The 21,716-nt window shown below is 68.8% G+C and carries 18 protein-coding genes; 11 read left to right on the top strand and 7 right to left on the bottom strand.

Going from position 1 to position 21,716, the window contains the following annotated elements; translation table 11 throughout:
- Window positions 1-123: 123 nt before the first annotated feature.
- The 3 genes from ABZ824_RS28660 (at window position 124) to ABZ824_RS28650 (ending at window position 2,973) form a co-directional block, all read left to right on the top strand.
- Window positions 124-726 (top strand): CHAP domain-containing protein, encoded by a 603-nt coding sequence (locus ABZ824_RS28660; protein ID WP_356966664.1) that lies wholly within the window; start codon window positions 124-126, stop codon window positions 724-726.
- Window positions 727-955: 229 nt separating this feature from the next.
- Complete coding sequence (locus ABZ824_RS28655) at window positions 956-2,083, top strand: hypothetical protein (RefSeq protein WP_356966663.1); 1,128 nt, start codon at window positions 956-958, stop codon at window positions 2,081-2,083.
- A gap of 176 nt (window positions 2,084-2,259) precedes the next feature.
- Window positions 2,260-2,973 carry a DUF1906 domain-containing protein gene (locus tag ABZ824_RS28650; protein ID WP_356966661.1) on the top strand — a complete coding sequence of 238 codons (714 nt, stop codon included), beginning with the start codon at window positions 2,260-2,262 and terminating at the stop codon, window positions 2,971-2,973.
- A 75-nt stretch (window positions 2,974-3,048) separates the two neighbouring features.
- On the opposite strand, the gene ABZ824_RS28645 is transcribed toward ABZ824_RS28650, so the two are convergent.
- Both ABZ824_RS28645 and ABZ824_RS28640 read right to left on the bottom strand, forming a co-directional pair.
- Complete coding sequence (locus ABZ824_RS28645) at window positions 3,049-3,426, bottom strand: hypothetical protein (protein WP_355078658.1); 378 nt, start codon at window positions 3,424-3,426, stop codon at window positions 3,049-3,051.
- Between the two features lie 129 nt (window positions 3,427-3,555).
- Window positions 3,556-4,356 (bottom strand): hypothetical protein, encoded by an 801-nt coding sequence (locus ABZ824_RS28640; protein WP_355078659.1) that lies wholly within the window; start codon window positions 4,354-4,356, stop codon window positions 3,556-3,558.
- A gap of 216 nt (window positions 4,357-4,572) precedes the next feature.
- Here ABZ824_RS28640 and ABZ824_RS28635 point away from each other — a divergent pair, with 216 nt between their 5' ends.
- Entirely contained in the window at window positions 4,573-5,907 is a 1,335-nt protein-coding gene (locus tag ABZ824_RS28635; protein WP_356966850.1) for a mannosyltransferase, read from the top strand.
- 253 nt (window positions 5,908-6,160) lie between these two features.
- Here the strand turns inward: ABZ824_RS28635 and ABZ824_RS28630 are convergent, their stop codons facing one another.
- Window positions 6,161-6,448: a 4a-hydroxytetrahydrobiopterin dehydratase gene (locus tag ABZ824_RS28630; protein ID WP_355080355.1), complete on the bottom strand. Its 288-nt coding sequence runs from the start codon at window positions 6,446-6,448 to the stop codon at window positions 6,161-6,163.
- 52 nt (window positions 6,449-6,500) lie between these two features.
- Complete coding sequence (locus ABZ824_RS28625; protein WP_356966658.1) at window positions 6,501-6,677, bottom strand: hypothetical protein; 177 nt, start codon at window positions 6,675-6,677, stop codon at window positions 6,501-6,503.
- A 230-nt stretch (window positions 6,678-6,907) separates the two neighbouring features.
- On the opposite strand from ABZ824_RS28625, the gene typA reads away from it, so the two are divergent.
- The 6 genes from typA to ABZ824_RS28595 all read left to right on the top strand — a co-directional run bounded on the left by typA (window position 6,908) and on the right by ABZ824_RS28595 (window position 14,631).
- On the top strand, window positions 6,908-8,806 hold the full coding sequence (gene typA / locus ABZ824_RS28620; protein WP_356966656.1) for a translational GTPase TypA: 1,899 nt from the start codon (window positions 6,908-6,910) through the stop codon (window positions 8,804-8,806).
- A gap of 928 nt (window positions 8,807-9,734) precedes the next feature.
- Window positions 9,735-11,462 carry an ABC transporter family substrate-binding protein gene (locus tag ABZ824_RS28615; protein ID WP_355080359.1) on the top strand — a complete coding sequence of 576 codons (1,728 nt, stop codon included), beginning with the start codon at window positions 9,735-9,737 and terminating at the stop codon, window positions 11,460-11,462.
- The gene (gene mshB / locus ABZ824_RS28610) at window positions 11,459-12,343 is read left to right on the top strand and encodes an N-acetyl-1-D-myo-inositol-2-amino-2-deoxy-alpha-D-glucopyranoside deacetylase (protein WP_355080361.1); all 885 of its coding nucleotides are present in this window, start codon (window positions 11,459-11,461) and stop codon (window positions 12,341-12,343) included. Before ABZ824_RS28615 ends, mshB begins: the two co-directional genes overlap by 4 nt.
- Window positions 12,344-12,532: 189 nt before the next feature.
- A complete protein-coding gene (locus ABZ824_RS28605) occupies window positions 12,533-14,002 on the top strand; it encodes an amino acid permease (protein ID WP_356966653.1) in 1,470 nt (489 codons plus the stop codon).
- Between the two features lie 36 nt (window positions 14,003-14,038).
- Window positions 14,039-14,197, top strand: coding sequence for a hypothetical protein (locus ABZ824_RS28600; protein ID WP_169332723.1), 159 nt, complete (start codon window positions 14,039-14,041; stop codon window positions 14,195-14,197).
- Window positions 14,194-14,631, top strand: a complete 438-nt coding sequence (locus ABZ824_RS28595) for a hypothetical protein (protein WP_356966651.1) — start codon at window positions 14,194-14,196, stop codon at window positions 14,629-14,631. Before ABZ824_RS28600 ends, ABZ824_RS28595 begins: the two co-directional genes overlap by 4 nt.
- A gap of 1 nt (window position 14,632) precedes the next feature.
- Here ABZ824_RS28595 and ABZ824_RS28590 read toward each other — a convergent pair whose 3' ends face one another.
- From ABZ824_RS28590 to ABZ824_RS28580, 3 genes are all read right to left on the bottom strand, one after another.
- The gene (locus tag ABZ824_RS28590; protein ID WP_356966848.1) at window positions 14,633-16,405 is read right to left on the bottom strand and encodes an amino acid permease; all 1,773 of its coding nucleotides are present in this window, start codon (window positions 16,403-16,405) and stop codon (window positions 14,633-14,635) included.
- Window positions 16,406-16,526: 121 nt separating this feature from the next.
- Window positions 16,527-18,131 (bottom strand): PH domain-containing protein, encoded by a 1,605-nt coding sequence (locus tag ABZ824_RS28585; RefSeq protein WP_356966649.1) that lies wholly within the window; start codon window positions 18,129-18,131, stop codon window positions 16,527-16,529.
- Window positions 18,128-18,625, bottom strand: a complete 498-nt coding sequence (locus tag ABZ824_RS28580) for a PH domain-containing protein (protein WP_355080371.1) — start codon at window positions 18,623-18,625, stop codon at window positions 18,128-18,130. The genes ABZ824_RS28585 and ABZ824_RS28580 overlap by 4 nt, the downstream gene beginning before the upstream one ends.
- A gap of 427 nt (window positions 18,626-19,052) precedes the next feature.
- On the opposite strand from ABZ824_RS28580, the gene ABZ824_RS28575 reads away from it, so the two are divergent.
- Window positions 19,053-21,668, top strand: coding sequence for a bifunctional FO biosynthesis protein CofGH (locus tag ABZ824_RS28575; RefSeq protein WP_356966647.1), 2,616 nt, complete (start codon window positions 19,053-19,055; stop codon window positions 21,666-21,668).
- Window positions 21,669-21,716: the final 48 nt, after the last annotated feature.

Here is a 21,716-nt window from a genome sequence, read left to right as displayed (position 1 = left end):
CCGGGTTGCCCCTCCGCTCGGTCGCCGAAACCAGGCGGACGGCGCGTGGAACCGTTCGGCGTGCTCGCGCGTCGAATTCCATAAGCTCGACAACAACGTCACGCGAACGAATCGGGGGAGCGAATGACACAACAACGGGGATCGCGATCGGGGCGGTGGGTCGCGCTCGCACTGGTGGTGCTCGGCGTGGTCGCCGCCGGGATCGCCGGTGGTCTCTGGTGGCAGGACCGTACGGACCACCGGGCGATCGCGGGCGAGCGCCTCACCGAGTTCCCCGCGCTGGACCGTTCGGCACTCGACGCGGCCCAGGCCGGAATCGTCGCGGTCGCCGAGCGCGAGTTCGCCGATCCCGGTGCGGGGACGAAATACGCGGAAGGAGCCGAGGAGGCGTGGTGCGCCGATTTCGTCAGCTGGGTGCTGCGCGAGGCCGGTGTGCCGCTGGCCAACCCGAATTCGGGTTCGTGGCGGATTCCCGGCGTCTATACCTTGCAGGAGTATTACGAGAGCGTCGGCCGGTTCGTCCCGAGCGGCTCGAACTATCGACCGCGGACCGGTGACGTGCTGCTGTACGGAGAGCCCAGTCCGTTCGGACAGCACACGAACATCGTCCTGCGAGTCGAGGGCGGCCGGGTGACCACGATCGGCGGTAACGAGTACGGCGCGGTGCGCATCCACCGGTTCGTGCTGGGCGACATAACCGGGGTGGTCGGGTTCGGCCGATTGTGAAGATCACTTCCATCGAACGGGATTCGACCGATATGCGGGTGAAACGGGGTGCCGGATAGTCCTACGATGGGAGGTGGCGGTGCCCGGCAGCGCCGCCGCCGGTCCCCGCCCTGCTTCCCCCTCATCGGCAGGACGGGGATCTCGGGCCGCAGTGCGTTCCGGGGTGGGACGAGATCGGTCGCGTACCGTGTCGGGTGTCCATCGAGAGGTGAGGGTTGCGGAACTAGCGATGCATCCGACCGACGAACCGAGTAGTGCGCCCGGCTGGATCGACTACGCCGAGTTCGGCGAGCGTTTCGTCACGCACGCCGTGAACGCCGCTCGTATCGAGTCCGCGGTCTCCGGCATGGCGGGCCGCGGCATGACCATCGGCCCGGTCTCGATCGGCCCGGCCGGGCTCGCCGGATTCGTCGCCGAGGGGAAGGTCGGCGCCCCGCGCGTACTGCGCAGCGGCCCGAAGGTCACCTTCGACGTCACCGTTCCGGTGTCGCTCACCTTGAAGGTGCTGCTCGGCGGCCGGAAACTGCGGCTGGAGGCCAGGGTGGAGATTGATCTGACCCTGCACGCCCGCACCGCCGAACCCGTGCTCGTCGTCATCGATATCCCACCGATCACCCAGCGGGACATCAGTTTCGTCTTGCGCGCCCAGGCGGTGGATTCGGCGTGGGAATGGTTGCTCGACCCGATCGCGGGCGTGGTGCAGCGAGAGGTCGCCTCCCGGGTGAACGCCATGCTTGCCGACCCGCAGACCCGCAGGGGGCTGGTGTTCGACCTCGAGGCCATGGTCGCGGGCGAGCGTTCGCCGTATCGGGACGAGCTCGCGTTCGATTGGATCGGGTACGACGAGTTCGGGCATCGGTTCTTCTCCCGCATCGTGACGCGCGAGCGAGTGTGTGACGTGGTGGAACGGCTGGCGGGCAGGCTGATCGAGGTCGGTCCGCTGCGGACCGGACCGCGCGCGAGCGCCGTCGTGACCGTTCGGGGAACGGTACGGATGCCGCGGCTGACGGACCGGTCGACGGAGCCGGTCGCGTTCGATCTGACCCTGCCGGTGAGCCTGGACATCACGGTCGACGTGCTGAAAGCCAATCGCTATCGCGCTGACGTCGAGGTGCCTTTGGTACTCACCGCCCGCGCTGCCGACCCCTTGCGGGTGGTGATCGACGTGCCGCCGCCCGACCCGGCCGACATTCGGATGGAATTCACCGCGCAGGGTGCCCGCGCGGCCGCGCTCGGTGCGCTCGCCGGGATAAAGAAGCAGGTCGTGGCGCAGGTGGCGGCGGTGATCCGCAAAGAACTGGCCGACCCAGCGATGCGCACCATCGATGTCGCCGCGCGCATCGACGGCATTGTGTGACCGGTCGCGTCGTCGAGCGTATGTGGCGAATGTGAAACGTGATTCTCCTGGGTCTAGCGGTTCCAGTGTGAATATGGTGAAATGAGTTCACGTTCGAGGCTCCCGGCGCGCGGTGGTTTGGGGAAGGTGCGCCGGGCACGCTGCTATCCATGTCGGGTTGCGCGAAGGAGTCGACGATGCGTTCCAATTCGGTATCCCGGCGTGATCTGTTCGCCTACACGGCCGCCGCGGCCGTGGTCGGCATGACCGCCGCGGCAGCTCCCGCGTCCGCGCGACCAGCGCTGGGCACCCTCATCGATTACGCCGGAGGCGTTCCCTCCGCTGCGGCGATCCGCGACGCCGGACATGTCGGCGTGATCCGCTACGTGTCCGATCGCAGGCCCGGCGCCGAGTGGATGGCGGGCAAACCGCTGCGATCCCCGGAAGTCGACGATCTCAAAGCGGCTGGTCTGCAGATCGTCTCGTGCTACCAATTCGGCAAGGGACCGACCGCGGACTGGCGTGGCGGGCTGGAGGCGGGCAAGCGGCACGCCGAGCGCGGGCTCGCGTTGCACCGCGCCGCCGGTGGCCCGGACAACGTGCCCATCTACGCGTCCATCGACGACAACCCCTCCCCGGTCGACTTCGCCACCATGATCGCGCCGTACCTACTGGGCTGGCAGGCCGTGCTCGGCACGGAGAACACCGGCGTCTACGCGAACACCCCGACCATCGAGCTGGCCCGCACAGCGAGCCTGGGTTCCTGGTACTGGCAGCACAACTGGGGCACACCCAAGGGCTTCGTGCACCCCGCCGCCAACCTGCACCAGGTCGAGATCGACAAGCAATCCATCGACGGTGTGGGGATCGATGTGAACAACGTGCTCACGCCCGAATACGGGCAGTGGTGAGCAGCTGCCGCGGTACGTGCCTGCTCGCCTCCACCCCGCTTTTCGAGTGAAGTGAGACCGAGCAGCTGCCGAATATTACGTCTGGCAGTGGCTTATCGGGGTGACGCGCAGATCGGGCTCGTCGTCCGGAACGACCCGCAGGGAGGGGCGGCTGTCCGGAGCCTCGTGATCGCCGAGCCAGGACAGCAGCGACCACCGGGACAGGCCGGAGAACGCGGAGCCGAGGCTGGCGAACGAGAACGACGAGATCGCCGACCCGAACGATCCCACGGATCCGATCGACAGCACCGAGCCCACGCTGCCGATGGACAGGACCGAGTAGGCCGAGCCGATCGAGAGGATGGAACCCTCCGAGCGGATCGACAGGATGGAACGGTGCGAGCGCCTGCTCCGGATCGAATGACCCGGCTGTCTCGAACAGTCCGCGGATTTCGAGAAAACGGTGGTCGCCATAGATAGCGGTCTACCACAGTCCGGCCACCTCGTGTGGCTGCGCGGCAGATCGATACGAGGTATTCGCCGAGTCACCGCAACGCCGAAAGGGCGACGACCCCGATGGAGTCGCCGCCCTCGACCGGAAGCTCAGCCTACGGTGAAGAATCCGAGCGTCGGCAGGAAGGAGCAGGTCCGCGCCTCCGCGTCACCGGACTGGGTGGTCAGCGAGCCGGAGACGACCGCGACGACGCGGCCGTTGCCCGTGTCGGCGATCGCGGACAGCGTGGCGGGGCCGTCCGGGTTGATCTTGGCCTCGTCGGTCAGCGGCAGGACGCCCGACTGGCGGGTGTCGAGGTTCAGCCACTGCACCGTCATCGGCGGGTTCTGCACCGGCGTCGGCCCCTTGGTGCCGAGCGCGGTGAAGACGAACCCGGTCTGGCCCGCCTGCGGGCCGGGTGGCGGCAGCGTGGCGGGCCCGGGCACGGCGAGGGCGGTGCCCACCGAGTCGGCGGACGGGCCGATGCAGCCCTTGCCGATGCTCGGGTAGAGGAACTGGGCGATCACCGGTCCGTCCTGCGGCACCTCGGGGCCGCCGCCGCCGCTGCCGTCCAGGAAGGTGATGATCCGTTCCAGCGTCGACTTGATCTGCGGCGGAAGGTTCAAAGTGGCCAGCAGCCTGCGGGCCTGATCGAGGATGGCCGACTGCGGACCCGCGACGCCGGCCGGGCTCGCGATATCCGCGGGGCCCGCGACGGCGCCGACGATGGCTGGGGCGAGCGCGGCCAGCGCGTCCACGGGAACGCCCTCGGGCACCATGGGAACGCTGTTCGTAGTCGCCACGGGGGCGGTCGCGGGGGCCGCGATTGCTGTCGTCGGCGCGGCGAGCGTGGCACTCGCCGCGACGGCGAGTGCGGACAATGCGATCCGCGATCCTCGGGTGCGAAGCACTGGTCTGGCCGTCCTTACCTCGGGGTACATCTGGGTTCGATTGCTAAAAGCCATCGTTTCGGGGGTCACTCTAGGGACATTGCGGCTATGTGTACAGCTGCGGCGTCCGGAAAGCGCCGTGGACGATCAGTGTTAGCAGAAGATACCGCGCCCAGATGTTACTGATGTGAAAGTTGATGCAAATGTTATCGGTGGTTCGAGGGTGGAACCGACCGGATTCGCGCTGCGGCTAATCTAATCGGTGCCGTCCGCGCTGTCGCCTCGACATCGAACTCCGGGCGCGCCAACCGACGCACCGCACCCGAGCCGAAAGCCAGCGATTTGAATCGTCACCTCCGATGGGCCGTGTCGGTGCTGGGCCTGTCCGTGCTGGCCCGGCTGCTCTGGATGCTGCTGTCCCCGAATGGGATGAACCTCGTCGACCTGCATGTCTACGTCGGCGGGTCGGCCGCGTTGTTGACCGATCAGCTCTACGACTTCACCTATGCGGAGAAGACTCCGGACTTCCCGTTGCCGTTCACTTATCCGCCTTTCGCGGCATTGGTGTTCTTTCCGCTGCACTATCTGCCGTTCACCCTGGTCGCGGTGGCTTGGTTGCTGGCCATCGCCGCGGCGCTGTACGCGGTGGTGCACATCAGTCTCGAGCTACTGTTCGGGGCGCAGCGGCTGCGCACGCCGCAGTGGCGGGCCGCCACCGTCGGGTGGACCGCGCTCGGGCTGTGGCTGGAGCCGGTCCGAACCACGATGGACTACGGCCAGGTCAATGTCTTCCTGGTGCTCGGTGGGATGCTCGCGGTTCGCAGTTCGCGGTGGTGGCTGTCCGGTGGACTGGTCGGAATAGTCGCGGGCATCAAACTGACGCCGGCGATCACCGGGTTGTACTTCGTCGCGCGCAAGCGCTGGGCGACGGTGGCGTGGTCGGCCGTGGTCTTCGGCGCGACGGTAGGGCTGAGTTTCCTGATCGCGCCGGTCGAGGCGCGTCGGTATTTCGGCACACTGCTCGGTGACGCCGACCGGATCGGTCCGGTGGGGTCGGTGTGGAACCAGTCGCTGCGGGGCACACTGAGCCGCATCCTCGGCTACGACGTCGAGTCCGGCCCGTGGTGGATCGCGGCCGTGCTCGTCGTGGCGGTGCTGGCGTTCCTGGCTTGGCGCGCGCTCGGGGCGGACGACCGGCTCGGCACGCTGATCGTGGTGCAACTGTTCGGGCTGATGGTCTCGCCCATCTCGTGGTCGCATCACTGGGTGTGGCTGCTGCCGACGGTGCTCTGGGTGGTGTACGGGCCGCTGCGCCGGGCGCCCGGCGCGCGGGTGATCGCCGGGTACTGGCTGGTGACCATGCTCGTCGGCGTGCCGTGGGTGCTGTCGTTCTTCCAGGATTCGATCTGGACCATCTCGCGCCCGGGCGTACTGGCCTGGCTGGGCGCCGTCGACGTGCTCGGCGTCCTGGCGTTCTACCTCTGGGTGATCCGCTTCGGAGCCAGGTACACGCGATCGGCCGAGGACGAAGAAGCGCGCGCAACCACCGAGGGCCCCGCGCGCACCACATAAGTACTCGTCCGCACTCGTCCGACTCCTTTGATCAGCCTCGAGCGGCGATCAGCGGAGACTCGAACTTCTGGCTGGAACGCGACACGGCGGCCCGGCTCCCGGTTTCGAGCGAAGCGAGACCGAGCATGCCCCGTTCGCGGCCCGGCTCGCGTCCGAGCGGCCGCCGCGTCCGCGACGCAGTCGCCAGCGGCGGTCCCTCGGACGCGAGCCATAAGAGGGCCGCGAACACGCAGCGCCGAAGGCGCTGCAAAAATCAACAGAGCCGGTCTATTTCATGTGCCAGTGCTACATCCAGCGCGGTGAGCCCGCCCGCCGAGTGTGTCGACAAGCTGAATGTGACCTTGCGCCAGCGGATATCGATGTCGGGGTGATGGTTCGCCTCCTCCGCTACTTCGGCGACGCGGCGCACCAGTTCGATGCCCGCGGGGAAGGTGGCCGCCTCGACGGTGCGCGTCAGGTTGTCCCCTGACCTGGACCACTCCGGCAATTCGGTGAGAGCGTCGACGATTTCGGGTTCGGAGAGCAGTGCCTGCTGCGCCATAACACTCCTTACTACTCGCCTCGGGCCGCCCCGGAAAGGGTGGCGGCGGGGGTCAGGCAGCGCGCGCCTGCTTGAGTGCCTTCTTCAGATCCTTGCCGGTGACACCGGCCGCTTCGCACTTCTTCATCCGCATGATGACCACGGGGCACTTCACGCAGCGCGTCTTCTTCCGACAGCACTTCTTCTTCGGTTTCAGGCTCGAAACCTTCTTGGCTTTGACCTTGCCCACGGCGGTTAGCATACCCTTAGTACAAAGGCTGAAACGGTGCCTCGAACCGACTGCCGGTAGGGTATAGCTCGCCGCGATGCCTGGTGAGTTTCGATTCTCCACCTGTTCGCAGGGAGACCGGCGTGTGCGTCAGGCCCCGGAGGCGGCAGCCTGCGTAATCACGGAGAGTCCGTGCACGCCGGACACCGAGCACCGTCGGCTCCAACACCGAACAGCAGGAGGATTCAGGCGTGTCGTCTGCACGCGATTTTCGCAACGTCGCCATCGTGGCTCACGTCGACCACGGCAAGACGACCCTGGTCGACGCCATGCTGCGCCAGTCGGGCGCCTTCGCCGAGCGGGCCGAGCCCGTCGATCGGGTGATGGACTCCGGCGACCTGGAACGCGAGAAGGGCATCACCATTCTCGCCAAGAACACGGCGGTGCACCGGCATCACCCGGACGGCTCGGTCACCGTGATCAACGTCATCGACACCCCCGGCCACGCCGACTTCGGTGGCGAGGTCGAGCGCGGCCTGTCCATGGTGGACGGCGTGGTGCTGCTGGTGGACGCGTCCGAGGGGCCGCTGCCGCAGACCCGGTTCGTGCTGCGCAAGGCGCTGGCCGCGTCGCTGCCGGTGATCCTGGTCGTGAACAAGACCGACCGCCCCGACGCCCGCATCGAAGAGGTCGTCGAGGAGAGCCACGACCTACTGCTGGACCTGGCCTCCGATCTCGACGACGCCGCCGCCGAGGCCGCCGAGCTCGCGCTCGACCTTCCGGTGCTGTACGCCTCCGGTCGTGAGGGGAAGGCGTCCAAGGAGCGTCCGGAGAACGGCAACGCCCCGGCCGCGGAGAATCTGGACGCGCTGTTCGACGTGCTGCTGGAATACATCCCCGCGCCGAAGGGTGATGCGTCCGCGCCGCTGCAGGCGCACGTCACCAACCTGGACGCCTCGGCGTTCCTGGGTCGTCTCGCGCTGGTCCGCGTCCACAACGGCGAACTGCGCAAGGGGCAGAACGTCGCGTGGATGCACGCCGACGGCGTCAAGCAGGTGAAGATCACCGAACTGCTGCAGACCGTCGGCGTGGAGCGCAAGCCGGGCGAGCTGGCGGTGGCGGGCGACATCGTCGCCATCGCGGGCATTCCGGACATCATGATCGGCGACACCCTCGCCGACATCGATGATCCGGTCGCGCTGCCGCGCATCACCGTCGACGAGCCCGCCATCTCGGTCACCATCGGCACCAACACCTCGCCGCTGGTCGGCCGGGTGCAAGGGCACAAGTTGACCGCCCGCATGGTGAAGGCGCGCCTGGACCAGGAGCTGGTCGGCAACGTGTCGCTGCGCGTGCTCGACATCGGGCGCCCGGACGCCTGGGAGGTGCAGGGCCGCGGTGAGCTGGCGCTGGCCATCCTGGTCGAGACCATGCGCCGGGAGGGCTTCGAGCTGACCGTCGGCAAGCCGCAGGTGGTCACCAAGCAGGTCGACGGCAAGGTGCACGAGCCGTACGAGGAGCTGACCATCGACTGCCCCGAGGAGTACCTCGGCGCGATCACCCAGTTGCTGGCCGCCCGCAAGGGCAAGATGGTGCAGATGAGCAACCACGCCGCGGGCTGGGTGCGGATGGAGTTCATCGTTCCCTCCCGTGGCCTGATCGGTTTCCGCACCGACTTCCTCACCGAGACCCGCGGCACCGGCATCGCCAACGCCGTGTCGCACGGCTACGCGCCGTGGGCGGGCGAGATCCGGGCCAGGCACACCGGCTCGCTGGTCTCCGACCGGTCGGGCTCGGTGACGCCGTTCGCGATGATCCAGCTGGCCGACCGCGGGCAGTTCTTCGTGGAGCCGGGCGCGGACACCTACGAGGGGCATGTCGTCGGCGTCAATCCGCGCGCGGAGGATCTGGACATCAACGTCACGCGCGAGAAGAAGCTGACCAACATGCGCAGCTCCACCGCCGACGTGATCGAGACCTTGGCCAAGCCGTTGCAGCTGGATCTCGAAGGCGCCATGGAGTTCTGCGCCGCCGACGAGTGCGTTGAGGTCACCCCGGAGGTGGTCCGGGTGCGCAAGGTGGTCCTCGCGCAGAACGAGCGCGCACGGGAACTGTCCCGGCGCAAGGCGCGCGACCGCGCGGCGCTGTAATAACTTGTGTGCCACGGTATTCGGTGTCACCGCGGGTGGCACCGAATACCGGGCAGAACCGCTGGTCGGCAGTCGCGGACGCTCGCATCGTGCGGGTGTACCGCGAGCCTCGCGTTCGACTCGGGCCCCGCGGGTGTGATCGCAATTCCTCGCATCACCAGGCATGGTGGCAATCGGAAGAAATTCGAGACGGCCCCGTGATGCGTGCCGTGGTGAAAGTCCGGTGCCACATATTCGAGGGCTGATCGGTTTCGTTGTCGGTAATTTCGATTTGTGATCGTCTCAGCCCTGGTATGCAGGTCCGAAATCGGTTCGTTCGCGTGGAATAAGTTTCTGAGGCGACGGCTGGTGGGGAAAATTTGGTAATTGTCGACCACTGCCCGTCATGAGGGTAGTGGTGGCGGGTGAAGATAATTGGCTGTGCCGTGCGCCTGTTTTATATTGTCGCCACCCGTGGTCATCCAGAGCTGTGCGCGCAATGAGCTTTCTCATGCTATCGAGGGGTCTCGACGCGTGGTTGGGCCAGCACCTGTGTGGGTTGTCGCCGTGTCGGCCGGATGGTGCTTCGACGAAAAGAATTCGTCTCCCGTTCGGCGTGTCGGCGCAAATGTTCACTTCATGTCGAGTCGGCAGCGCGTGTGGTTGCGTAACGACACCGATGCGCATACGGATTGCGGTGCGTCGGGTGCGGCGGGCTATTGTGCCGCGACGGTACGCCGAATATTTGCCGAGGTTCGACACGGTTTGTATGGGTGATGTCACGACCCTGCGACGCTGCTGTGTTTCCGCGCTACGCATATCCGTTCGACCGCGTTGTTTCCGCGCTGGTCAGCAGGAATCTGGGAACGGACTCGACCGTACGGTAGAGTTCCCGAGCGTGAAAGTGGGCGCAGGAAAACGCGCAGCGTGGCGCACGTTGTTGCCGGCCGTGGCAGTGCTGACCTTGATCAGCAGCTGTGCGGCGAATCCGCCGCCGCCCATCGAGAGCACCGACAGTCCGAAGACCACACCGGTCAAGCCCGCGGAGACGACCGTCGTCGTCGCTTTGGACACCATCGGCACCGCGTTCAACCCGCATCTGCGCTCGGACCAGTCCGCCGCGACCTCGGCGATCGCCTCCCTGGTCCTGCCGAGTCCGTTCCGGCCGGTGCTCGATCCGGCGCGGCCAGGGACGACGGCCTGGGTGCCGGATTCGTCGCTGCTGGTCTCCGCCGAAGTCACCGCGCAGGAACCGTTCACGATCACCTACAAATTGCGCAACGAAGCGTCCTGGTCGGATGGCGCGCCGATCGCGGCCGAGGACTTCCGCTACCTGTGGCAGGAGATGATCTCCGAGCCGGGCGTCGTCGACCCGGCCGGCTACCGGATGATCTCGGACGTCAATTCGTCGGCGGGCGGCAAGACGGTCACCGTCGTGATGACGCAGCCCTACCCCGGCTGGCGGGAGCTGTTCACCGATCTGCTGCCGTCTCATCTGCTCAAGGACGCGCCCGGCGGATTCGCCAGGGGGATGAACGGTCAGGTCAGCGGTGTCCGGGTGTCCGGGGGGCCGTTCGGGATCCGCTCGGCGGACCCGGGCCGTGACGAGATGCTGCTGGAACGCAACGACCGCTTCTGGGGCACACCGGCGATGCCGGGCCAGATCCTGCTCCGCCGCGGCGGCACCACCGCGCAGCTGGCGGGCTCGCTGCGCACCGGCGACGTGCAGATGGCGCTGGTCCACGGGGGCGTGGCCACCCAGGCACAACTGGGGGCGATTCCCTCCGTGCGCACCACGATCATGCCGCAGTCGCGAGTGCTGCAGATGGCGCTCAACGGACGCAAAGGCGACTTGAGCGATCCCCGGGTCCGCTCGGGCGTGCTGGCCCTGCTGGACCCTGCCCTGCTGGCCACGGTCGGCGCGCAGACCGGCAACTGGGTGGAACCGGCGCGCGCGCAGGTGCTCGCACCATCCGATCCCGGATACGCCCCGACCGCTCCGCCGCGTCCATCGGCGGAGGAGGCGTTCGCGCTGCTCGCCGCCGCGGGGTACGGCCGGGCGCCGGAGCCGCCGCCGGCGACCTCCCCGACCTCGCCCGCCCCGCAGCCGCGCACCGTCGGCAAGGACGGCAAGCCGCTGGCCGTGCGCATCGGCGCGGTCGACCGGGACGCCACCGCCTTGGCCGTGGCCAATACCGCCGCCGACCAGCTGCGCAGCGCGGGCATCGACGCCACGGTGCGCAGTGTCGCCGCCGACGAGTTGTACGGCAAGGAACTGCTCGAGGGCACGGTCGACGCGATCGTCGGCTGGGAGGTGGCCGGTTCCGATCCGGCGACCGTGCTGGCTTCCAGGTATGGCTGCCCGCCGCCCGCACTGCCAGGGGTCACCGGCCCGGCGCAGGCCATCGCCGAGGCGGCGCAGCGGGCGCCGAGCAACCTGTCCGGCGTGTGCGATCCGACCCTGCAACCCGCGATCGACGACGCCCTGCGGGGCGGCGACGTGGGACGGGTGCTCGCCGAGGCCGAACCCAAGCTGTGGGCCATGGCGACCGTGCTGCCGATCGTGCAGGACAACGCCGTCGCCGCGTCCGGTCCTCGGCTGGACGGCGCCTCGCTCAGCGGCGCGATCCAGGTCGGGATCTTCGGCGACGCGTCCATGTGGCGCAGGATCCCGTGACCGCGGAGACCGGTGGGCTGCTTCTGGTACACGCCCACCCGGACGACGAGTCCATCACCACCGGCGGCACGATCGCGCACTACCGCCGTCGCGGCGTGCCGGTCACCGTGATCACCTGCACCCTCGGTGAGGAGGGCGAGGTGATCGGCGACGACTGGGCGCTGCTCGCGGCGGATCACGCCGACCAGCTCGGCGGCTATCGCATTCTCGAGCTGACCCGCGCGCTGGACGCGCTGGGCGCGGGTCCGCCGCACTTGCTCGGGGGCGCGGGACGCTGGCGTGACTCCGGGATGGCGGGCACACCCGCCGCGAACAAGCCGCGAGTCTTCGTGCGCTCCGGAGACGAGGCGGTGCGGGCTCTCACGGACGTCGTCCTTCGTCTGCGGCCGCGCGTGGTCGTCGGTTACGACCCGAACGGCGGCTACGGCCATCCGGACCACATCCGGGCGCACGAGATCACCACGGCCGCCGTGCACGCCGCCGCCGGCGAAGGCTGGGATGTCCCGAAGTACTACTGGACCGTCACCGACGCCGACATGCTGCGTCTGCACACCGCGGCGCTGGCCCGGCGCACGGCCGCGGGCCTGCCCGGCGCGCTGCCGCCCGGTTGGCGACTGCCCGCCGAGGGCGAACTGGCGAGCGTGCCCAGCGACGCGGTGACCACCACGATCGACGTCTCCGAGGTGCTTTCGGCCAAGCGCGCCGCGCTGCGGGCGCACGCCACACAGGTCACGGTCGCGCCGTCCGGCCGGGAATTCGCCTTGTCGAACGGTATCGCTCAGCCGGTGCTGCCCGAGGAGCACTTCATCCTGGTGCGGGGTCGGCGCGGTCCGCTCGGTCCGGACGGGCGGGAGCACGATTTGTTCGCCGCCCCGGAGTGACGGACCCCGCCGGCGGCGGTGCGGCCGCTACACGCGATTTCCGGACATTTCACATAATTCGCCCGCCGTTTTCGGAACTTGTCCGGGCGGCGAGCTCCTGTACCCCCAGGGCTGGCAGTTGGCGGTATCGGCGCGGCGGGTACGGTTCGGCGTGATCTCGGCACATCGAAACGGAGGATCCGTCGGTTCATGACAGCGCGCGGCGACAACGCCCACCTCAGCATCGAGGACCACGGATACCACAAGAGTCTGAAGCCGCGCCAGCTACAGATGATCGCGATCGGCGGCGCCATCGGCACCGGCCTGTTCCTCGGCGCCGGTGGGCGGCTGGCCAGTGCCGGACCCGGGTTGTTCCTGGTCTACGGCGTGTGCGGGTTCTTCGCGTTCCTCATCCTGCGCGCGCTCGGCGAATTGGTCCTGCACCGGCCGTCGTCCGGGTCGTTCGTCTCCTACGCGCGCGAGTTCTTCGGTGAGAAGGCGGCGTTCGTCGCGGGCTGGATGTACTTCCTGAACTGGTCGATGACCGGCATCGCCGACACCACCGCGATCGCGCAGTACTTCCACTATTGGTCCGGGTTCTCCGCCGTTCCGCAATGGTTGCTCGCGCTGATCGCGCTGGTCCTCGTGCTGGGCGTCAACCTGATCTCGGTGAAGTGGTTCGGTGAGATGGAGTTCTGGGCCGCGCTGGTGAAGGTATTCGCGCTCAGCGCGTTCCTGATCGTCGGCACGATCTTTTTGCTCGGCCGCTTCACGGTGCAGGGCGCCGCGACCGGGACCAGCGTGATCGCCGATCACGGCGGCCTGTTCCCGACCGGCGTCATGCCGTTGGTCGTGGTGGTGTCCGGTGTCGTATTCGCTTATGCCGCCGTCGAATTGGTCGGCACCGCGGCGGGGGAGACGGAGCATCCGGAGCAGGTCATGCCACGGGCGATCAATTCGGTGATCGTCCGGATCGCCGTCTTCTACGTCGGTTCGCTGGTCCTGCTCGGATTGCTGCTGCCGTACACGCGGTACACGGCCGACGAGAGTCCGTTCGTCACCTTCTTCACCATGCTCGGCGTCCCTGGCATCGGCAGCGTGATGAATCTCGTGGTGCTGACCGCGGCGTTCTCCAGCCTGAACGCCGGTCTCTACTCGACCGGCCGCATCCTGCGGTCGATGTCGATGAACGGCAGCGCGCCGAAATTCACCGGCGTGATGGGCAGCAACGGCGTTCCCTACGGCGGCATCCTGCTCACCAGCCTGATCGCGCTGGTCGGCATCGCGCTCAACGGTCTCGTCCCGGATCAGGCGTTCGAGATCGTGCTGAACATGGCGTCGCTCGGCATCGTCGCCTCCTGGGCCACCATCGTGTTGTGCCAGCTGCAGTTGTGGCGCTGGTCCACCCGGGGACGCATCCAGCGGCCCGCCTTCCGCATGTTCGGCGCGCCCTACACCGGTTTGCTCACGCTGGTGTTCCTGTTCTTCGTCGTCGTGCTGACGGGGTTCGACTATCCGGTGGGGACCTGGACCGTCGCGACCATCGCCCTGATCGTCCCCGCGCTGATCGTCGGCTGGTTCGCCGCGCGTAAACGAGTGCTGGCCATAGCGGCGCAGCGTGGCGACCCGACCGGCGAACCTCCGGTGGTCGCCGCCCTGCCTGCCGACCGGGAGAACTGATCGTGCGCCCGATCGCGCCGGAATAGACTCGGCAGTATGTACAACTGGGAGGTCCAGAACGCGATCGCGGCGTTCGTCGACAGCATGCGGCCGCACTGGCAGGAGCAGCACGACCTGTATATGACGGTGCTGTACGCGTTCGCCGACATGCAGAGCCACTTGTTGACCCTCCTCGGCTACCCGCCGGTGCCGTGACGACGAAGATCGACGACCACGCAGGCGATCGCGCTCCCGTGGCATCCGGCGCCACCCGTATCCCCGTAGGCCTCCTCGGCTCGGTGATCCTCGCGATCCTGATCGTGGACGCCCTGCTCACCCTTGCGCTCGAGGTGCTCTACCTGCCGACCTATCTGGGCTCGGTCGTTTTCCCGGCCTCCGCCGCGGTGGCGGGAGTGGTGAACGTCCTGCTCGTCGCGGGTGCGCGAACAGTGACCCGGCGTCCCGCGCTGCTGGGCCTTCCGCTGGTCGCATGGGCGTTCGGCTTCCTGGTCTGCGCGAGCGCCGGGCCCGGCGGTGACATTCTGCTCGGCAGTGATTGGCGGACGGCGCTGTTGCTGTTCGCCGGGCTGCTGCCGCCGCTGGCCTACCTCTACATCCAGGCGAACGCGCACGTCTTCGGCCGCCGCTGACTCACGCGAGCCGGACCGCCAGGGTCGCGATCACGGCCTCGGTGCGAACGCGCAGCGCGGCTGTGAGCACCGGTCCGCGCGGATTGTGCAGCGGGCGTTGCCACCAGTGCCGGGCTTCGACATGCGCCAGCAGCACGGTGACACCCAGCCCGGCGGCGGTCTGCTTGCGGACGTAGCCGACGAGCGTCGACACCAGGCTGCGATGCGGGCAGGGGAGCACCGCGAGCGGCACGCCGGGATCCCACTCCTTCCACTGGGCGCTGAGCCGTTTGGTCGTGGCCGGATCGATGTCCGCGGCCACCGCGACGATCTCGCCCCGCATGCGCAGCGCGGCTTCCAAGGCGCGATAGGTCACCTCGCTCATGGTGACCACCGGGACGACCACCAACTCCTTGGCCTCCGGCGCCGGTCGCGGCGGCGGCGGGATTTCCCGCAGTCGCAGCTGACGCGCGACGCCGGCGTAGTAGTTCTCGATCCGGAAGAACAGGGCCACCAGCGCGGGAATGATGAGCAGCAGCAGCCACGCGCCCTCGGTGAACTTCTCCGCGAGCAGGACGACGCCCGCGACGGCGGTGAGCGTCGCGCCGAATCCGTTCAGCAGTGCGCGCGGCAACCACCCGCGGTCGCGCACTCGCCACCAGTGCAGCACCAGACCGGTCTGGCTGATGGTGAACCCGATGAAGACGCCGATCGCGAAAACCGGCAGCAGCCGATGGGTTTCGGCGTCGACCGCCAGCAGCACCAGCCCGGCCAGCAAGGCGAGTGCCGTGACCCCGTACCGGAAGACCGGACGCTCCGACCGCAGCGCGAACAGCGACGGCGCCCTGTGGTCCTTGGCCAGCAGCGCCAGCAGCACCGGGAGCCCGCCGAAACTGGTGTTCGCCGCGAGCAGCAGCACCGCGGTGACCGCGAGATTGGTGAGGTAGAACAGCCAGCCGGTGCCGAACGCGGCCGCCGCCAGCTGGGCCAAGATGGTCACATCCGGGCGCGGCGTGACGTGGTGCTCGCGGATCAGCACGGCCAGGCCGAGCAGCATCGCGCCGAGCAGGATGCCCAGCGCCACCTCGGTATGCTGCGCGCGGCGCACCGCGGGGGTGCGGAAAGCGGGCACGGCGTTGGCGATCGCTTCCACACCGGTCAGCGACGAGCATCCCGCCGCGAAGGCCTTGAGCAGCAGAATGATTCCGAGCGCCTCGACCGGCTCGATCGGACCCGGGTCGCCGCCGATCATCGCGACCGGCTCCGGCCGAAGCAGCCCGACAACGATCACACCGCCGATCAGGACGACGAACAGGATCGTCGGCCCCATCAGCACCCGCGCGGATTCCGCCACTCCGATCAGGTTGATCACGGTCAGCGCCGCGAGGCCGATCAGCGTCATCGGTAGCAGTTCGTGGGCCAGGGCGGGAAAGGCGCTGGCCAAGCTGGCCGCGCCGGCGGCGAGGCTCACCGCGACGGTCAGCACGTAGTCCACGACCAGGCTGGCGGCCGCGAGCAGTGCGGCGGGCCTGCCGAGCTGCTTCTTGGCGACCGCGTACGCGCCGCCGCCGTCCGGGTGCACGGCGATCACTTGCCGGTAGGAGAGCACCAGTACCAGCAACAGCGCGGCGATCGCGCAGGCAACCGGCAGCGTCCAGGAGACGGCCGCCGCGCCCGCCGCGACCAGCACCAGCACGATCGCCTCTGGTCCGTAGGCCACGCTGGACAACGCGTCCAGGGAGAGCGCGGCGAGCCCGCCCACCGCGGTCAAACGGAACTTGTCCGCTCGCTGCATCTGCCGAACCCGGCGGTCGGCGATCCGCGGCTCCGTATGGTGCGGCTCGGTCTTGGTCACCACAGCGTCCATTGAACTCCGCCGCCGCTCGGCAACCGATCAGCGACACTGGGGGGCGGGTTCAGCGGGTGCCGGGCAGCCCTGGTGTGACGGCTTGGATGAGTTCCCATGCTCGGTCGGCGGGGAGGTCGACCACGGAGTAGCGCTTCTTGCCCGCCGCGGTGGCCGCGACGACCGTAGCGACCCCGGCACGCCGTTGGAAGAAGGTTCGACGCACTGTCCAGCCGATGATGCCGGGGGCCTCGAGGCAGTCGCGGTCGCGGTCGAGTGATCCGGACCGGGTGATCAGCCAGGTTGGGCTGGTGGTTGTGCGGGGCAGTACCGCGTGTCCGAGGCCGCGATAGCGGTCCTCGGCGAGGGCGAGCGCGAGGGCGAGCGTGAGGCCCGGCAGTAGCCACCACCACGGCGAATAGTGCTGTCCAGCAAGGGAGATGACGACCAGCGCGGCGGCGATGAGCACGACCGGCGCGAGCGCGCGGGTATGCCTGCGTCGCCGTGCGGCCGGGCCGTGCGCGATCAGCGGGGCGCTGCCCGGCGCCGGGACGGTGTGCGCGTCCGCCGCGCCCGAACCGGTGGGCCTCGCCTCCGGCTGGACAGGAAACTCGTTGTCTCGCACTTCCTCTGGGGCGAGCAGATGGCCGAGGGTGTGCTCCACGGCGCTACGCGGGGCCTGCGGAAGGATTCGCTGCCGCGGGTTCTGCCCGGTCATGATCGCCTCGAGTTCGGCGCCGCCCGCAAGGCGCAGCAGCAGCGGTTCGGAGACCGTCGCTCCGCGCAGCCGGGCTCGGTCGAGGGTGATCTGGCGGGTGGTGAACAGGCCGTGGCGCAGCTGCAAGGTCTTGCCGTCGTCGCGGACGCGCAACCCGAAATACGTGGTCAGATAGTGCGCGCACGCGGCAGCGCTGACCACGACGACGATGACGCCCAGCAGCGCGGCCGCGGCGAGCGCGAGGACGAGCACGCCGCCGTCTTCCACGTCGTGCACCGCGTCGGACCGGAAAACGATCTCACCGAGCCCGTATTGCAGCGCGAAGCCGACGATCGGCGCGATGATCGCGAACCCGGTCAGCGACAACGGGGCGTAGCGCACCCACGCCGGACTCCAGTGCCCGATCTCTCCCGCCCGGGTACGCGGGGACGTGAAACCACCGGAGCTGTTCTGCTGCGGCTCTTTTCGTTCTTCGTCCGGACCCACCCTGGCCGCCGTATGGGCGAGCAGCGCGGCGCGCAACGGCGGGACGACGCGGGCATCAAGGGCGTCGAGCTTGAACTTCTCGCCCGATTCCGCATGCTGGCCGGTCCCGATCGCCAGCACCGCCAGGCCGAGAGCCCGATGCAGCAGGTCCGCTTCGATGTCCACCGAGCGGATCCGCGACCGCGGCACCGACAGTTTCTTGCGTTCCAGCAGCCCGGTGCGCAATTCCACGTGCGTGGGCCCGACCCGATACGTCGTGGTGAACCAGCGGGTCAGCGCGAACCCGACGATCAACGCGAGCGGGATGACGCTCCACACGTGGTTGCCGCTGCTGGTCCCGAGGATCACCGAACCGATCAGCACCGGGATGAACTTCACCACTTCGGTGATCGGATGGACCAGCAGCATCCGCTTGTCCAGCCGCTGCCAGGGCGGCCCGTCCTGCTCGGCGCCGGTCGTCTCGGGGCTCATGTCGCGTCTCCGCGGTGCTGGGCGGCGATCCGGGTGAGCCGGGCCACGGTTTCCTCGGCGACCGGAAGGTCGAGCGCGCCGATCTGCACCGCACCCGCGGAGGACGCGGTGGTCACGGTGACGGTCGCCAATCCGAGCAGGCGTTCGAGCGGACCGCGTTCGGTGTCGACGGTCTGCACGCGGGAGATCGGCGCGACCCGGCTCTCCTGGGTGAGCCAGCCGACCCGGGTGTAGACCGCATCGTCGGTGACCTCCCAGCGGTGCACCGCGTACCGCCACCACGGCGCGACACCGATGTTCAGCGCGGCGGGCACGAGCGCGACCAGGAAGAATCCCAGCTGCCACCCGCGATGCGCGGAGTCGACCACCGCCCACACCAGCAGGGCCGCGAACGGGATCACCCACGTCAGGACGGCCTGCACAGTCCACAGGAGCTTCGCCTTCGGACTGGGGCGCCAGGCCGGATCGGCCATGATCGTGCGCGGCTGCGACATGCCGCCAATCGTTGCACGATCACGCGGTCGCCGTCGCGGTCGATGGTGAGCGGCCTACCGCGACGGCGCGGACCCGGCGGACGGGTGAGCGCGAGGGTCGCAGAGGGCTTCCTGCCGGGAATGAGCCTCGTTGTGTGACAACCGTTTCGGGCGCATCGGGCGGTCGCCGAGGAGTTGGCCCCCTGCCTCACCTGCGAGGGTCTGGTGTGCCGGAACGGTCGAATCGGCGGCGCTCACCGAGGCCACGCTCGACGACCGAACGCGGGCCGCGCGGCGCGGGTGCCCCGGAATAGCCTCGGGTACCGCACAGTTGTCAACGCTCAACGGTGCTCCACGTCCCCGTGTGGGCTCCGTGGCGAGCGGAGCCGTGACTCGTCCGCTTCGTCGCAACCAGCACTGGAGGGAGACAGTTCCGGATGTGTAGCGCATGATCGAGGGCGTGACCGACCTACCGAACCCGAGCGTCCCATCCGCGCCGCCCAGTCCATCGGCCATGCGCCGGGCGCTGCGCAGGGCCCGCGACGGTGTCACGTTGAACGTGGACGAGGCCGCGGTGCTGCTGCACGCGACCGGCGACGACCTGGCCGACCTCTGTCGTAGCGCCGCGCGGGTGCGCGACGCCGGGCTGGCGTCCGCGGGGCGTCCGAAGACGATCAGCTATTCCCGCAACGTCTTCATCCCGTTGACCAGGCTGTGCCGGGACAAGTGCCACTACTGCACCTTCGTCACGGTGCCCGGCAAGTTGCGCGCCGAGGGCAAGGGCATGTTCCTCGAACCCGACGAGGTGCTCGACATCGCACGCAGGGGCGCTGCCCTCGGCTGCAAAGAGGCACTGTTCACGCTGGGTGACCGGCCCGAGGATCGCTGGCCGGAGGCCGCGCAGTGGCTCGACGAGCGCGGCTACGACTCCACGCTGGACTACCTGCGCGCCGTGTCGATCATGGTGCTGGAGGAGACCGGCCTGCTGCCGCACCTGAACCCGGGCGTGATGTCGTGGGAGGAGATCGCGCGGCTCAAGCCGGTGGCGCAGTCCATGGGCATGATGCTGGAGACCACCTCGGCCCGGTTGTTCACCGAGAAGGGCAACTGCCATTACGGCAGCCCCGACAAGGACCCGGCCGTGCGGCTGCGGGCGATCACCGACGCGGGACGGCTCTCGGTGCCCTACACCACCGGGATCCTGGTCGGCATCGGTGAGACGATGGCGGAGCGGGCCGAGTCGATCATGGCGATTCGCAAGCAGCACAAGGCTTTCGGACACATCCAGGAAGTCATCGTGCAGAACTTCCGCGCCAAGGACGACACCGCCATGCGGGACGTGCCGGACGCGGGCCTGGAGGAATTCCTCGCCACCATCGCGGTCACCCGCGTGCTGCTCGGGCCGGACGTGCCGGTGCAGGCGCCGCCGAACCTGGTCTCGCACGCCGAGTGCCGCGCGCTGATCGACGCCGGCATCGACGACTGGGGCGGCGTCTCGCCGGTGACGCCCGACCACGTGAACCCGGAGCGGCCGTGGCCGAACCTGGACACGTTGCGGGAGATCACCGAGGCGGCGGGCTATCGGCTGGTCGAGCGGACCTCCGCGCACCCGAAGTACGTGCGAGCGGGCAATCCGTGGGTCGATCCGCGGATCGGCGCGCACGTCGCCGCGCTCACCGACCCGGTGACGGGGCTGGCGAATCCGGACGCGATCCCGGTCGGCCTGCCCTGGCAGGAGCCGGACGAGTCCTGGGAGTCGGCCGGACGCGTCGACCTCAACACCGCCATCGACACCGAGGGCCGCAACACCGAGGCCCGCAGCGACGCTGCCCTCGGGCAGGACATCGTCGGCGCCTTCGGCGACTGGGACACCATTCGTGAACAGGCCCGCGATCTCGCCGTCGCCGTTCCGCAGCGGCTGGACTCCGACGTGCTCGCCGCGCTGCGCGCCGCCGAACGCGATCCGGCCGGGCTCGGCGACGCCGAGTATCTGGCGCTGGCCACGGCGGACGGCGCGGAGCTGGACGCGGTCGCCGCGCTGGCCGATCAACTGCGCCGCGATACCGTCGGCGACGATGTCACCTATGTGGTGAACCGGAACATCAACTTCACCAACATCTGCTACACCGGGTGCCGGTTCTGCGCGTTCGCCCAGCGCAAGGGCGACGCGGACGCGTTCACCCTGAGCACGCACGAGGTGGCCGACCGGGCCTGGGAGGCGCATGTCGACGGTGCCACCGAGGTGTGCATGCAGGGCGGCATCGACCCCGACCTGCCGGTCACCGGGTACGCGGATCTGGTGCGGGCGGTCAAGCAGCGGGTGCCGTCGATGCATGTGCACGCCTTCAGTCCGATGGAGATCGTGAACGGGGCCTCGCGCGGCGGCCAGAGCGTCCGGGAGTGGCTGGTCGCCCTGAAGGAGGCGGGCCTGGACACCATCCCAGGCACCGCCGCGGAGATCCTGGACGACGAGGTGCGCTGGGTGCTCACCAAGGGCAAGCTGCCCACCTCGGCGTGGATCGAGGTGATCACCACGGCGCACCAGGTGGGCATCCGGTCCAGTTCGACCATGATGTACGGCCACGTGGACAACCCGAAGCACTGGGTCGGGCATCTGCGGGTGCTGCGTGGAATCCAGGACGAGACCGGCGGTTTCACCGAATTCGTGCTGCTGCCGTTCGTGCACCAGAGCGCCCCGCTGTACCTGGCGGGCGCCGCGCGGCCCGGGCCGACCAACCGGGACAACCGCGCCGCGCACGCGCTGGCCAGGATCATGCTGCACGGCCGGATCCACAACATCCAGACCAGCTGGGTCAAGCTGGGCACCACCGGAACGCGGGTGATGCTCAACAGTGGCGCCAACGATCTGGGCGGCACGTTGATGGAGGAGACCATCTCCCGGATGGCGGGCTCGCAGCACGGCTCGGCCAAGACGGTCGCCGAGTTGGTGGAGATCGCCTCCGGCATCGGACGACCGGCCCGGGAACGGACGACGACCTACGGCGTCCCGAAGCACAAGCGGTTGTCGGCCGCTCCGGGGCTTCAGGCGGTATTGGTCGACTGACGAGGGAGCTGCGCCGGGCGGCGCGGCGACGGCGATAGGTTCCAGCCC

The organism is Nocardia sp. NPDC047038, from assembly GCF_040644075.1.
Lineage (GTDB): Bacteria > Actinomycetota > Actinomycetes > Mycobacteriales > Mycobacteriaceae > Nocardia > Nocardia sichangensis.
Note: the sequence above shows the minus strand (reverse complement) of the source record. Positions and strands in the feature narration are given on the sequence as shown.

Excerpts from the sequence above, each read along its gene's own strand:
- ABZ824_RS28655 (WP_356966663.1), top strand. The coding sequence starts at position 956 with ATGCATCCGACCGACGAACCGAGTAGTGCGCCCGGCTGGATCGACTAC.
- ABZ824_RS28645 (WP_355078658.1), bottom strand. The coding sequence starts at position 3,426 with ATGGCGACCACCGTTTTCTCGAAATCCGCGGACTGTTCGAGACAGCCG.
- ABZ824_RS28585 (WP_356966649.1), bottom strand. The coding sequence starts at position 18,131 with ATGAGCCCCGAGACGACCGGCGCCGAGCAGGACGGGCCGCCCTGGCAG.
- ABZ824_RS28600 (WP_169332723.1), top strand. The coding sequence starts at position 14,039 with ATGTACAACTGGGAGGTCCAGAACGCGATCGCGGCGTTCGTCGACAGC.
- ABZ824_RS28590 (WP_356966848.1), bottom strand. The coding sequence starts at position 16,405 with ATGCAGCGAGCGGACAAGTTCCGTTTGACCGCGGTGGGCGGGCTCGCC.
- ABZ824_RS28605 (WP_356966653.1), top strand. The coding sequence starts at position 12,533 with ATGACAGCGCGCGGCGACAACGCCCACCTCAGCATCGAGGACCACGGA.
- ABZ824_RS28650 (WP_356966661.1), top strand. The coding sequence starts at position 2,260 with ATGCGTTCCAATTCGGTATCCCGGCGTGATCTGTTCGCCTACACGGCC.
- ABZ824_RS28630 (WP_355080355.1), bottom strand. The coding sequence starts at position 6,448 with ATGGCGCAGCAGGCACTGCTCTCCGAACCCGAAATCGTCGACGCTCTC.
- ABZ824_RS28575 (WP_356966647.1), top strand. The coding sequence starts at position 19,053 with ATGATCGAGGGCGTGACCGACCTACCGAACCCGAGCGTCCCATCCGCG.
- ABZ824_RS28580 (WP_355080371.1), bottom strand. The coding sequence starts at position 18,625 with ATGTCGCAGCCGCGCACGATCATGGCCGATCCGGCCTGGCGCCCCAGT.
- ABZ824_RS28660 (WP_356966664.1), top strand. The coding sequence starts at position 124 with ATGACACAACAACGGGGATCGCGATCGGGGCGGTGGGTCGCGCTCGCA.